The sequence below is a fragment of the Kitasatospora sp. NPDC049285 genome (genome assembly GCF_040678815.1).
GTDB lineage: Bacteria > Actinomycetota > Actinomycetes > Streptomycetales > Streptomycetaceae > Kitasatospora.
In genome coordinates, this window is sequence record NZ_JBFAQR010000058.1 from 1 (window position 1) to 13,544 (window position 13,544).

9 protein-coding genes and 1 pseudogene are annotated in these 13,544 nt (G+C 74.2%); 9 read left to right on the forward strand and 1 reads right to left on the reverse strand.

The genetic code is table 11. From position 1 onward, the window contains the following. Positions 1–364: 364 nt before the first annotated feature. The 3 genes from AB0K51_RS27940 to AB0K51_RS27950 all read left to right on the forward strand — a co-directional run bounded on the left by AB0K51_RS27940 (position 365) and on the right by AB0K51_RS27950 (position 5,249). Positions 365–937, forward strand: coding sequence for a hypothetical protein (locus tag AB0K51_RS27940; protein ID WP_363459921.1), 573 nt, complete (start codon positions 365–367; stop codon positions 935–937). 272 nt (positions 938–1,209) lie between these two features. Further along, a complete protein-coding gene (locus AB0K51_RS27945) occupies positions 1,210–3,879 on the forward strand; it encodes a prenyltransferase/squalene oxidase repeat-containing protein (protein WP_363459922.1) in 2,670 nt (889 codons plus the stop codon). Between the two features lie 14 nt (positions 3,880–3,893). Continuing rightward, entirely contained in the window at positions 3,894–5,249 is a 1,356-nt protein-coding gene (locus tag AB0K51_RS27950; RefSeq protein ID WP_363459923.1) for a cytochrome P450, read from the forward strand. Positions 5,250–5,333: 84 nt separating this feature from the next. Here the strand turns inward: AB0K51_RS27950 and AB0K51_RS27955 are convergent, their stop codons facing one another. Continuing rightward, a complete protein-coding gene (locus AB0K51_RS27955) occupies positions 5,334–6,344 on the reverse strand; it encodes a hypothetical protein (protein ID WP_363459924.1) in 1,011 nt (336 codons plus the stop codon). 170 nt (positions 6,345–6,514) lie between these two features. On the opposite strand from AB0K51_RS27955, the gene AB0K51_RS27960 reads away from it, so the two are divergent. The 6 genes and pseudogenes from AB0K51_RS27960 to AB0K51_RS27985 all read left to right on the forward strand — a co-directional run bounded on the left by AB0K51_RS27960 (position 6,515) and on the right by AB0K51_RS27985 (position 13,542). Next, positions 6,515–7,612 (forward strand): polyprenyl synthetase family protein, encoded by a 1,098-nt coding sequence (locus AB0K51_RS27960; RefSeq protein WP_363459925.1) that lies wholly within the window; start codon positions 6,515–6,517, stop codon positions 7,610–7,612. Positions 7,613–7,655: 43 nt separating this feature from the next. Next, positions 7,656–8,234 (forward strand): CAP domain-containing protein, encoded by a 579-nt coding sequence (locus tag AB0K51_RS27965; protein WP_363459926.1) that lies wholly within the window; start codon positions 7,656–7,658, stop codon positions 8,232–8,234. A 126-nt stretch (positions 8,235–8,360) separates the two neighbouring features. After that, positions 8,361–9,632 (forward strand): annotated as a pseudogene (locus tag AB0K51_RS27970) (NAD(P)/FAD-dependent oxidoreductase); the annotation flags it as partial. Between the two features lie 25 nt (positions 9,633–9,657). Further along, positions 9,658–11,022: a cation:proton antiporter gene (locus tag AB0K51_RS27975; protein ID WP_363459927.1), complete on the forward strand. Its 1,365-nt coding sequence runs from the start codon at positions 9,658–9,660 to the stop codon at positions 11,020–11,022. Between the two features lie 7 nt (positions 11,023–11,029). Further along, positions 11,030–12,175, forward strand: a complete 1,146-nt coding sequence (locus AB0K51_RS27980; protein ID WP_363459928.1) for an acyl-CoA dehydrogenase family protein — start codon at positions 11,030–11,032, stop codon at positions 12,173–12,175. Then, positions 12,172–13,542, forward strand: a complete 1,371-nt coding sequence (locus tag AB0K51_RS27985; protein ID WP_363459929.1) for an AMP-binding protein — start codon at positions 12,172–12,174, stop codon at positions 13,540–13,542. Before AB0K51_RS27980 ends, AB0K51_RS27985 begins: the two co-directional genes overlap by 4 nt. Positions 13,543–13,544 lie beyond the last annotated feature (2 nt).

The window sequence follows — 13,544 nt, forward strand, 5'->3', positions numbered from 1 at the left end:
CGCCACCGCGTAGTAGTCGTCCGCCACCGACCGCATCAGATCCTCATCCGCCTCCGGCCACGGCATCCCCGTCACGAACGAGAAGAACCCCGCGATCTCAGGCGAAGGATTGATCGACACGACAACAACCACCTATTCGACATCGCCACCGACCGCGGCAGACACCGGCCTTCCCCAACCGGCCTTCCCCAGAGGAACGACACCTCCATCGACCAGGGTTCACTCACAGACAGTGAACGACACCAGCGGATGGGTACGCGGACGCGCGCACCGCCCGTCGAACCGGCTGGATGCCCCGGGCCGTTCTCCCCGCCGTGGGCGGCCGGCGTTCGGGTGCGGCGCGCCACCGATTGGGAGGAGACCCATGGCCTGGTATCAGGGGCCGTGCCGGATCACGGTGACAGCGGTGGCGGCGGACTTTCCGCAGCGGGCCGTGGTGACGGTGCCCGGCGCCGGCGCACCGATCGTGATCGAGGGCACCGTGGGGGAGAGCCGCCTGATCGAGGCGCCCGGCTTCTCACTCGCCCTCGAACACCTCTACGAGGGCAACTGGCGGCCCAACATCCGTGCCGTGCAGGGCAAGTGGACGTACGTCGAGGGCGGCCGCAGCCAGATCGTCCGGAGCAAGGACGTCGACTGGCCGGGCGATCGCACCGAACGCAACCTGGTGCTGCGCGTCGACCGGCTGGAGAAGCCCGAGCAGACCCCGACGCCCACGCCCGCCCGCTCCGCCACCGTCTCCGCGGCGCTGCGCCGGACCACCGCGGGCGTCCCCACCTCCGGCACCCAGCGCACCGTCACCACCTCCGACGCCCCGACCCGCTACGGCGCCCCCACCACCTCGGGCGGTCCCGCGACGCCCGACTACGGCACCACCACCGGCGACTCCGCCACCCCGCGCAGCACCAGCTCCGGCTGGGACTCCGCCTTCGGCTGAGCCACCAGGGCCACTGACGGGCCGTCATCGCGTGCTCGCCGCCCGGGCCTGCCGGTGGCCGTCGAGCCCTGCCTGCCGGCCCGACCCGTTCCCACCGATGTCGACGGTCGTGCCAGGCATCCCGGTTCACCCGGAGAAGGAGTGAACTGCGGGCGCGGTACGGCCCGTTCCGCCCGGTGATCGCCGCCACGCGGGCACGGTGAGCACTCCGTGGCCCGCCGACGAGAGGAGAGCCGTATGAGAGTGGACCGCGGAGCGTACCGGCGCCCCGAATGGCCGAAGGAAGCTTCCCCGAGGGACTCCACGAGGCCGGACTGCGGCTGCGCGCCCGCGTCGCCGCCCGGATCGACGCCGACGGCACCCTGCGTGACCCCTGCCGCAGCCGTGTCCTGGAGACCGCCCTCGCGCTGCGCCTGCTCGACCGCACCGGCGAGCCCTCGCCCTGCCGCCCCGGCCTCACCGCCTACCTGAGGGCCGCCGCGACCGGCCCCGGCGGCCCCGGCGACATCGACCGGCTGCTCGCGACCGCCGCCCTGGACGGCGCCGGCACCCTCCCCGCCGACATCGTCGCCGACACCCTCGCCCGGTCCCCCGACTTCACCGGCTCCCGCAAGCGGGCCCTCCTGGCCGCCCTCTGGTCACTGTTCGGTCCCCCCGGCACCGCCGGCACCCCCGGCACCCCCGGCACCCCCGGCACCGCGGACGCCGGCCGGACAACGCCCGCGCCCCTCGCGTTCGACCCCGCCGCGTTCGCCGCCGACGGCCTGCACAGCTGGGCCGAGGTCCAGAACACCGCCGTCAAGGTGATCCTGGCGACCGCCACCGACCACCCCGAGGCCGTTGCCGAGACCGACCTCGCGCTCCTCGCGGCCACCCTCACCGGCCAGGACGGCATCTGGGAGGGCAACCTGCTCATCCACCTCTCCGTGCTGCACGCCCTCGCCCCGCTGCCCGGCTTCCGCGACCTGGTCGCGGACGGCATCGCCCGGCTGACGCCGCATCAGCGTGCTGACGGCGGGCTGCCGTTCGTGACCGACACCGACACCTGGTGCACCGCCACCGCAGTCCTCGCGCTGCACGCCACCGGCCTGCCGGACGCCGAACTGCGGCGCACCGCTGACCGGTTGGCCGTTCTGCAGCGCCCCGACGGCGGCTGGTCCTACACCGAGCGGGCCGAACTCGCCGACGTCGACGACGTGTCGGTCGCGCTGGAGGCCCTGCAGGCGGTCGATCCCGCCCGGTACGCCGTGGACATCCAGACCGGGCTCGGCTACCTCACCGCGATCCGGGGCGCCGACGGCGGTTGGCCCACCTACGTGGCCGGCGCGCCGTCCGAAGCGTGCATGACGGCGGCCGCGCTGAACGCGCTGTCCGCCCGGCCCGCCGACCACCACGAGCTGCTGGCCGAGGGCCTGCGGTACCTCGCCGACCGGCAGCGTCCGGACGGGTCGTTCCCGCCCGACTGGAGCGCCAGCCGCCACCACACGCTGTTCCGCGCCCTGCTGGCCACCGCCCGGGCCGGCCTGCCCGACACCGCCGCCCGCCGCCGGATCGCCGCCCGCGCGCTGGACGCCGTCCGCGGTGCCCAGAACCCCGACGGCGGCTGGGGCATGCAGCCCGGCGAGCCCAGTGACGCGGTCTCCACCGCCTACGCGCTGATCGCCCTGTGCGTCCAGGACGACCCCGGGCCCGCCGCCCGCGGCGCCCGCTTCCTGCTCGACCGGATCGGCGAGCACGGCGAACTCGACGCCGTCTCCGACTCCATCGGCCCTCGCCCGTTCCGCTTCACGGTGCCCGCGCTCGGCGAGATCTTCACCCTGCTCGCGATCGGCCACCTGTGGTCCCGCCTGGGGCTGTACGGCGACGGCGACGGCGACGGCGCGCCCGCCGCGGGTCGGGGCACGCACTTCGGCATCCGTGTCCCCGAAGCCCCGACCGAGGACCTCGCCCCGGTGCGCGCCGAGGTGCTCGGCTGGGCCGAACACCTCGGCCTGATCCGCGATCAGGCGCAGCGGGACCGCGTCGATGCCGCCGGTTTCGAGCAGGCCGCCGCCCGGATGGTGCCCGGCGCGCTGCCCGGCCGCACCGCGCTGTTCGGCCAGTGGATCCTCTGGGTGTTCCACCTCGACGACCACTTCGACGAGCAGTCCGAACTCGGCCCCGCCGACGTCCGGGCCGCTTGGGAGCCCTACCTCGCCATCGTCCGCGGCGAGGGCCTCGCCGACCCCGCCGAGCCGGCCCAGCTCGCCCTCGCGGACCTGTGGCGGCGGACCGCGTCCGGCGCCTCCGCGCACTGGCGCGAGCGCTTCGTCTTCCACCTCGCCAAGCAGCGCGACGCCGCGGTCCGCCAGCACGAACTGCGCAGCCGCGGTGAACTGCCCAGCCCCGCCGAGTACCGGCAGCTGCGCCGGGACGCCAACTGCCCGGCCGCGTTCTACCTGCTGGAGCAGCTGTACGGCTGCGAGATGCCGCCGGAGCTGGCCGCCGACTGGACCAACCTGACCGACGCCGTCAACGACGTCACCGCCTGGTGCAACGACATCGCCTCCGCCGACCGCGAGTCGGCCTGCGGCGACCCCACCAACTACGTCGCCGTGGTGCGGCACCACCACGAGCTGGAGCCGGACCAGGCCGTCGGCCTGGTCCGGGCCGCGATCACCGAGCGGATGGCCGACGTGGAACGCGCCGAACGCGCCCTGCTGGCCCGGTCCGAGCGCGTCCTCGGCGCGGCCGTGTCCTCGGTCGGCCTGCTCGCCCGGGTCCAGGCCGAACTCCCCGGCACCCACCTCGGCTGGCTGCTCGCCTCCGGCCGCTACCGCACCCACACCACCGGCGCGCCGCTCGCCGCTGCCGCGCCGCTCGCCGCTGCCGCGCCGCTCGCCGCTGCCGCGCCGCTCGCCGCTGCCGCGCCGCTCACCGCTGCCGCGCCGGTCTCCGGCTGAAGGGAACCGCCACGATGACCTCGACCACCCTCGCCCGGCCGACCGCGCCGCTCGCCCCCGGCGGCCTGCCCGGCCTCGGCCACGGCCTGCGGATGCGCCGCGGCGGGCTGCTCGCCTTCCTGGAGTCACTGTCCGCGCACGGCGAGGTGGTGCGGATCGGCCTCGGCCCGCACCCCGCCTTCGTGGTGACCACCCCTCAGCTCGTCCGGCAGGTGCTGGTCGGGGAGGCCCGCTCCTTCCACAAGGGCCGGCTCTTCGACAAGGCCCGCCCGTTCCTGGGCAACGGCGTGATGCTCTCCGACGGCGACTTCCACCTCCGCCAGCGCCGCCTGGTCCAGCCCGCCTTCCACCGGCAGCGGATCGAGGGCTACGTGCGGATCATGGCCGAGGGCGCGGCCGCCACCGCCGACTCCTGGCGGGCCGGCCGACCGGTCGACGTGCCCGCCGAGATGTACGACCTGGTGATCGCGGTCCTCGGCCGCACCCTGTTCTCCACCGAACTCGGTGGGTGGGCCGCCCTGGAGGCCCAGCGGTCGATGCCGGTCATCCAGGAGGTGATCGCCCGCCGCACGGTTTCCCCGCTGACCTTCCTGGAACGCCTGCCCACCCCCGGCAACCGCCGCTTCGACCAGGCCATCCACCGGCTGCGCGGCGTCCTCGACCGGGTGGTCGCCGAGGCCCGCGCCGATCGGACCGACCGCGGCGACCTGTTGTCCATGCTGATCGCCGCCCGGGACGCCGAGACCGGCGAGGCGATGCCCGACGAGCAGCTGCGCGACGATCTGGTCAACATCCTCGCCGCGGGCATGGAGTCCACCACCCACTCGCTGGCCTGGGCCCTGCACCTGCTCGGCGCCCACCCCGAGCACCAGCTCCGCGTCCGGGAGGAGATCGACCAGGTGCTGGCCGGGCGCGCGCCCGCCGTCGCCGACGTCCCGCGCCTGCACCACCTCGGCAACGTGGTCAAGGAAACCCTGCGCCTGTACCCGCCCGCCGGCCTCTTCATGCGCCGCGCCATCGCACCCGTGGAACTGTCCGGCATCCCGTTCCCGACCGGCACCGAGGTGATCGTCAGCCCCTACCTGATGCACCGTCACCCGGGGCTGTTCCCGAACCCCGACCGCTTCGACCCCGACCGCTGGGACCGTCCCGAGACGGCCGACCTCCCGCGCGGCGCGTACCTGCCCTTCGGCATGGGCAACCGGCTCTGCCTCGGCGACACCTTCGCGATGACCGAGATCCCCGTCGTCCTCGCGACCCTCCTCGCCCGCTGGCAGCTCACCCCCAGCCCCGGCTGCGACGTCCGTCCCGTCCCGGCCGTCACCATCTCCCCGTCCCCGTTCACGATGCTTCCCCACGCCCGCACCTGATGCCCGGTCCGGGCGCCTGACGCGCCGACAGCGGCGGCCCCGAACCCCCTGGGCAGGGAGTTCGGGGCCGCCGCTGTCGAGGTGTCAGCGCACGGGAGAGGCCAGCAGGTCCTCCAGGTAGCCCGGGCCGTCGGCGGGGAGTTCGTGGGCGCGCTGGTAGCGGATGGTGCGGCGTTCCCAGTGGTAGTAGCCGTCCATGATGGTGCGCAGGTGGACCGAGACGTACTCGTCGAGGGCCGCCACGCCGCCCAGCAGGCCGGCCAACTCGGGTATCTGGTCGGAGAGTTCGGCGTAGTCCTCGAGGGCGCCGGTGATCATGCCGCCGGCCGTGTCCAGGGCGCGGACGCGGTCGCAGGCGAGCTGGTGCTCGATCACCAGGACCAGGTTGGCGGTGTCGCCGCGGGCCTCCTCGCGTTCCAGGGTGTAGACGTCGTTCAGCCAGACCGGGACGTCCATGGCGATGCCGCGCAGGCGCTGCAGGAGCGGACTGAAGCGGACCGACGCGGGCAGTTCGACGCCGCGGATCCGGTCGATCATCTCGACCACCATCTCCATCGCGCCGGACTCGCGGCGCAGTTCGACGAAGTCGTCCAGCGTCGGCGGGCGGCGCTCGACCCGGAAGACCGCCTCGTGGGCCATCGACGCGTAGAAGCGTTCCCACAGGTGGGTCATCCGGCCGCACCAGGACGGCGACATGCCGTGGCGCAGCCGGGGCCACAGCTCGCCGAAGGCCCGGGCGAGCGGGAAGTCCGGGACCGGGGCGCCGGCCGGCAGGTGGAGCAGCGCGATCAGCTCCTCGCCGACGGCGGCGGCGCGGGCCGGATCGGCGCCGAGCGGGCCGTCGAACTGGTCGTCCAGCAGGAACCAGTAGCCCAGCAGGTCGGTGTAGAGCTGCAGGCCCTCCTCGTCGGCCGACGGGAAGAGGTAATAGGAGAGCGCGGCGATGTCCCAGGCGTCGTAGCGGGCGCGCGCATCGGCGCCGGTGAGCAGTCCGTGCGCGGTCGCCCACGCCAGCGAACGCGCGTTCAGCCGGTCGACCAGCTCGTCGGCGCGCGGCGGTGCCGGCGGGAACGGGTAGTCGATGTCCTGCGGCACGGTTCCTCCAGCAAGGTGAAGCGTCGGATCAGGGGTCCCGACCGGGAGGAACGGCCGACTCGCCGGGCCGGTTCGACGCGCCGCCCCCGCCCGGTGAACCGCCGCCCCGCGGGCCCCGTTTGTCCGGAGGAGTGCTCCACCGTCCCGCCGCACCGAGGAGGAACCCGGCCGTGACCGTCTCCGCGCTCCCCGCCGCCCTGCTGGACCCCGCCGTGATCCGCCGGGAGGTCGATGCCCGGCTGGACGCCTTCATGGCCGACAAGGTCAGGGCTGCCGACAGCCTCCGGCTGCCCGCCGAACTCGCCGGGATGCTCCGTGAGTTCCTGCTGAACGGCGGCAAGCGGGTGCGGCCGCAGCTGTGTGTGATCGGCTGGCTCGCCGGTGGCGGCGACCCCGCACCGCCCGCCCGGGTGGTCCAGGTCGCCGCCTCGCTGGAGATGTTCCACGCCTTCGCACTGATCCACGACGACGTGATGGACCGCTCCGCCACCCGCCGCGGCCGCCCCAGCATCCACCGCGCCCTCGCCGCCCTGCACGGCGCGGACGTCAACGGCGCGGACGTGCCCGGTGCCGACCGGATCGGTGAGAACGGCGCCGTCCTGGTCGGCGACCTCGCCCTGGTCTGGTCCGACGAACTCCTGGCCGGCGCCGCCCTGACGGCTGATCAGCAGGCCCGCACCCGGCCCGTGATCGACGCGATGCGCGCCGAGGTGATGTACGGCCAGTACCTCGACGTGGTGGCCGGCACCGCGCCCGCCGACGACACCGAACGGCCGCTCACCGTCATCCGCTACAAGACCGCCCGCTACACCGTCGAACGCCCCCTCCAGCTCGGTGCCGCCCTGGCCGGCGGCGGCCCCGCCGTGGCCGCCGCGCTCACCGACTACGCGCTGCCGATCGGCGAGGCCTTCCAGCTCCGCGACGACCTGCTCGGCGTCTTCGGCAGCCCCGACGAGACCGGCAAGTCCAGCCTGGACGACCTGCGCGAAGGCAAGCACACGCTGCTGCTCGCCCTCGCCCTGCAGCGCGCCGACGCCGACCAGCGCGACACCCTGCACACGCTGGTCGGCGACCCGGAGCTGGACGAGGAGGACGCCACGCGGGTGCGGGCCGTGCTGGAGGCGACCGGTGCGCGCACCGCGATCGAGCGGCGGATCGACGAACGCCGCGCCGAGGCGCTCGCCGCACTGGTCGCCGCGCCGATCCCCGCCGCCGCGGCGCAGGCGCTGGTCGACTTCGCCGACACCGCCACCGTCCGCGTCGTGTAGCCACGCTGACCGACCGTCACATCCCAGCGCGCCGGAGGATCCGTTGCCGAAGAGGAAGCCCACCCGCGGCAACCGCAAACCCGCCCGCAGCACGCCGCAACGGCGACCCGCCGCCGCACGACCCGCACCGCCCGCCGCTCCCGCACCGGTGCGGGCCGCCGTCGCGGTGGAGGAGCCGTGGCAGGAGGCCCGCAGCGCGGTCCGGCCGACCGGCGGGGACGCGGCGCGGACCAAGGTCGAGGACGCCGTGCTGGTGCTGGTCAACGAACGGCGCCGCCGCGCGGGCCTGGCGGTGCTCACCGTCGACGAGCGGCTGCGCACCTCCGCCCGCCGGCACAGCGCCGACATGGCCGCCCGCCGCTACTTCGCGCACGTCGCCCCGGACGGCGCCACCCCCAGCGACCGGATGCGCGCGGCCGGCTACCCGCAGCCCGCCGCCGAGAACCTGGCCATGGGCCAGCGCACCGCCCACGAGGTCGTCCACGCCTGGTGGAACAGCCCCGGCCACCGCCGCAACCTGCTCCACCCCGAGGCCCGCACCCTCGGGGTCGGCCTCCACCACGGACCGGACGGCACCCCCGAAGGCCCGTGGTGGACCCAGCACTTCGGCTACCCGCTCTGATGAACGCCCACCGCGGGCTCGAGGCCCTCGACGGAAAGGAACGCGATGTCCGACTCTGACTACGAGGTTGCCGTCATCGGTGGCGGACCGGCCGGTTCGGCCATGGCCTCGTAACTCGCCAAGGCCGGCATTCGCTGCATCGTGCTGGAGGCGGAGCGATTCCCGCGGGCCCACGTGGGGGAGTCGCTGGTGCCCGCGACGACCCCGGTGCTCTCGGAGATCGGCGTGCTGGAGAAGGTCGACAAGGAAGGGTTCCCGCGCAAGTACGGCGCGGTCTGGACGTCCGCGCTCGACGACGAGGTCCCGGAGGCCGGGTACCGCGCGCGCCGGCGCCGCTTCCGGCTCTCGGTGGCCGAGGTCCAGTTCGCGGAGCGGGAACAGCCGGGCGTCCAGCTCGACTACACCTTCCACGTGGACCGGGGGCGCTTCGACGAGCTGCTGCTCGACCACGCGGCGGAACTCGGCGCCACGGTGCTCCAGGGCGCACGCGTCCAGCGGGTGGACCTCGACGGCGAGGTCAAGGAGGTGGTCTACCGGGCCGACGGCGCGGAGTCGACGGTCCGGGCCCGGATGGTCGTGGACGCCAGCGGCCGCGGCACCCTCCTCGGCCGGCAACTCAGGCTGAAGACGGCCGATCCGGTGTTCGACCAGTACGCGATCCACGCCTGGTTCGAAGGACTCGACCGGGAGGCCGTGAACGGCACCGACGGGGCGGGCGAGCACATCGTCATCCACTTCCTGCCGATGACCGACACCTGGGTGTGGCAGATCCCGATCACCGACACCGTCACCAGCGTGGGCGTGGTCACCCAGAAGAGCCGGTTCAAGGCGGCCGCGAGCGACCTGGAGAGCTTCTTCTGGGAGTCGGTCGACTCGCGGCCCGCCCTCGGGGACGCCCTGCGAGCAGCGTCCCGGGTGCGCCCCTTCAAAGCCGAGGGGGACTACAGCTACTCCATGCGGGAGCTGACCGGGGACGGCTGGCTGCTGATCGGCGACGCCGCGCGGTTCGTCGACCCGATCTTCTCCAGCGGCGTCAGCATCGCGCTCAATGGAGCCCGGCTGGCCGCGCAGGACATCATCGCCGCGGCCCGGGCCGGCGACTTCGGCCGGGCCCGGTTCTCGGCGTACGAGACGACACTCCGCTCGGCGGTCCGCCACTGGTACGAGTTCATCTCCGTCTACTACCGGCTCAACGTGCTGTTCAGCGCCTTCCTGCACGACCCGGAGCACCGGGTCGAGGTGATCAAGGTGCTGCAGGGCGACGTCTACGACGGCGCGGAGCCCGCCGCGCTCGCCGCGATGCGCGAGGTCCTCGCGAAGGTCGAGCAGAACCCCAACCACCCGTGGCACAAACACCTGGGCTCCACCAGCGCCGGGTCGATGTTCGCGCGTACCTGAGACCCCGTCAGCGGTTGGAGATCCCGTGCCGTCGAACCTTCTTCCCGTCCCTCCCCTGCCGGCCCATCAACTCCTGCTGTTCCTCCTGCAACTCGGCGTCCTGCTGCTCCTGGCGCTGGTCCTGGGCCAACTGGCGGGCCGGATCGGACTGCCGGCGGTGGTCGGCGAGCTGGCGGCCGGCGTGCTGGTCGGGCCGACCCTGCTCGGCCGCGCCGCCCCGGAGCTGTCCCGGTGGTTCCTGCCGCCCGTGTCCGACCAGTTCCACCTGCTGGACGCGGTCGGCCAACTCGGCGTCATCCTGCTGGTGGCGGTGACCGGCACAGAGATGGACACGGCCCTGGTGCGCCGCCGCGGCGCGGCGGCGCTCGGCGTCGGCGTGGCCGGCCTGGTCGTGCCACTCGGCCTCGGCATCGCGGCGGGCTACCTGGTGCCGCGACCGCTGCTGACGGACGGTGCGGACCGGCTCGTGTTCGCGCTCTTCCTCGGCGTGGCCCTGTGCGTGAGCGCCATCCCGGTGATCGCGAAGATCCTCGCCGACATGGATCTGCTCCACCGCGACGTCGGCCAACTCACGCTCGCCGCCGGGATGATCGACGACGTGATCGGCTGGCTGCTGCTCGCGGTGGTGTCCGCGATGGCGACCGGCGGCGTGGACGGCTCGGCCGCGGCCTGGTCGGTGGTGCGGGTCGCCCTGGTCCTGGCACTCGCCGCCACCCTGGGCCGTCCGCTGGTGCGCGGTCTGACCCGGTGGGCCGCCCGCCGTGCGGGCAGCGCACCAGCGGCGACCGCCGTCGCCCTGGTCGTACTGTGCGCGGCCGGCACCCACGCCCTCGGCCTGGAGGCCATGTTCGGCGCGTTCCTGGCCGGCCTGCTGCTCGGCGGCGCGGGAACGGCCGGGGCGGGCGGCGTCGCACCGCTGCGCACGGTGGTCCTGGGCGTCCTCGCGCCGCTGTTCTTCGCCTCCGCCGGGCTGCGGATCGACCTGGCCGCGCTGGCCCGGCCGACGGTGCTCGCCACCGCGACCGGCGTCCTGCTGGTCGCCGTGGCCGGCAAGTTCGCCGGCGCGTTCCTCGGCGCCCGGGCCGGGCGGCTGGGGCGGTGGGAGGCCCTGGCGGTCGGGGCCGGCATGAACGCCCGCGGCGTCATCCAGATCATCGTGGCGACCGCCGGGCTGCGCCTGGGCATCCTGACGCCGAGCGTCTACACCATCGTGATCCTGACGGCGATCCTCACCTCCGTCATGGCCCCGCCGATCCTCGGGTACGCCACCCGCCGGATCACACCGACCGCCGACGAGGAGGCCCGCCGCCGGCGCGCGCTCGCCGCGCAGAGCGACCTCCCCTTCACTCCCGCGAACTGGCGCACGCCCGTCGCACCGCAGCAGAGGTGACCCGCCGATGGACTTCGCCCTCACCCCGGACCAGCGCCTGCTGGCCGAACGCACCCTGGAGTTCTGCACCAAGGCGCTCAACGCGAGCACCGCGCAGCGCGAACCCGAGCACCGGTTCGGCGCCGAGGAGTGGCGCCGCTGCGGCGAGTTCGGGCTGCTCGGGCTGAGCGTTCCGACCGGCCACGGCGGGCTCGGCCTGGACTCGCTCGACACCGCACTGGCGATCGAGGCGTTCGGGAAGGGCTGCACCGACACCGGCCTGGTCTTCTCGGCCTGCGCCCACCTGCTGGCCTGCGCGATGCCGATCGCCGAACACGGGGACGAGGCGCTCAAGCAGCGCTACCTGCCCCGGCTCGCCACCGGCGAGCTGATCGCGGCGAACGCCATCACCGAGGCGGAGGCTGGCTCGGACGTCTACGCCCTGCGGACCTCGGCGGTGCGCGACGGCGACCACTACGTGCTGTCAGGTACCAAGAGCTTCGTCACCAACGCGCCGGTGGCGGACGTCTTCCTGGTGTACGCGATGACCGACCCGGCCGCCGGCTACCTGGGCATCAGCGCCTTCCTGGTGGACCGCGACACCCCCGGACTGCGGATCGGAGCGCCGTTCGCGAAGACCGGCCTGACCACCTCCCCGGTCGCCGCCGTCTACCTGAACGACTGCCGCGTGCCGGACTCGAACCGGCTCGGTCCGGAGGGCGCCGGGCGGAGCATCTTCGCCCGCTCGATGGAGTGGGAGCGGTCCTGCCTGTTCGCCGCCTACGTGGGGGTGATGGACCGTCAGCTCGAGCACACCATCGCCCATGTGACCACCCGCCGGCAGTTCCGCAAGCCGCTCGCCAGGCAGCAGGCGGTGGCCCACCGCATCGCGGACATGAAGCTCAGACTCGAAACCTGCCGGCTGCTGCTGTACCGCGCCTGCTGGCGCCGGGACCAGGGCGAGGACGCCACCCTCGACGTGTCACTCGCCAAGCTGGCGATCAGCGAGGCCGCCGTCCAAGGCGCGCTGGACGCCGTGCAACTCCACGGCGGCAGCGGGGTGATGCAGGAGACCGGCATCGAACAGCAGCTGCGGGACGCCGTCGCGGCCCGGATCTTCTCCGGCACCTCGGAGATCCACCGCGACCTGATCGCCCGGAGCGTCGGCCTGTGAGACTCGAACAGCTGGTCATCGACGCCGCCGCCGCGCACCCCGACGCACCGGCCGTCAGCGGTCCCGACGGCACCCTCAGCTATCGCGAACTCGACGCGCTCGCCGACCGCATCGACGCCGAACTGCGCGCCCTCGGCGTGTGGCCCGGCGACCGGGTGGCGGTCTGGCTCGACAAGAGCGCACACACCGTCGCCGTGCTCCAGGCCGCACTGCGGACCGGCGCCGCCTACGTGCCGCTCGACCCCCTGGCCCCCGCCCCGCGCGCGGCCGCCCTGATACGCGACTGCGCCCCGGCGGCACTGGTCACCACCGAGGAGCGGCTCGCCCGGCTCGACGAGGCACTGCCCGCCGAGCACCGGCCGGCCGTGCTCACCACGCCGCCCGGCGGCCCCGGCCGGTCCGGCTACGGCCGCCACCCGGGCACCGGCAACGGCGGCGGCCCGGCGCCGCAGGCCGACGGCGGAGCCGAGGACCTCGCCTACATCCTCTACACCTCCGGCTCGACCGGCCCGCCCAAGGGCGTGCACCTCATCCCGCCGGGAACACCGGGCCGTGCGCTGGTCGACCTGGTCCACCGGCACCGCCTCACGGTCTGGTACTCGGTGCCCTCCGCGCTGGTCCTGATGATCGAGTACGGCGGGCTGCTGACCCGCGGCAGGCTGCCGCTGCGCGCCGTCGTCTTCGCCGGCGAGGTGTTCCCGATCGGCCCGCTGCGGGCGCTCCAGAACCACCAGCCGGACCTGGAACTGCTGAACTTCTACGGCCCCACCGAGACCAACGTGTGCGCCTACCACCGCGTCACGCCGCTCCCCGCCGACCGCACCACCCCGGTCCCGATCGGAACCGCCTGCTGCGGCAACCGGATCCGGGCGGTCCGTCCCGACGGCCGCGAGGCGGCCGTCGGCGAGGAGGGCGAACTGCTGGTCGACGGCCCGACCGTGATGGCCGGCTACCACGGCCGCCCGCCGCACCGGGGCCCGTACGCCACCGGCGACATCGTCCGCCGGTGCGCCGACGGCGCCTACGAGTACGTCGGACGGCGCGACCACCTGGTGAAGGTCCGCGGGCACCGGATCGGACTCGGCGAGATCGAGAGCGCCCTGCTCGCCCACCCGGCGATCACCGACGCCGCCGTGGTCGTGGCCGGCGAAGGACTCCGCGCACGGCTGCACGCCTTCGCGGTGGCCCGGCAGACGGCCGGGCCCGGCGTCTCCGCCACCGACGTCAAGCGCTTCCTCTCCGAACGGCTCCCGCGCCACCTGGTCGTCGACCGGCTCGACTGGCTCGACCGGCTGCCACGCACCCCGAACGACAAGGTCGACCGCCGACAACTGCTGACCCTCTGCACACCACCACAGGAGGACTGACC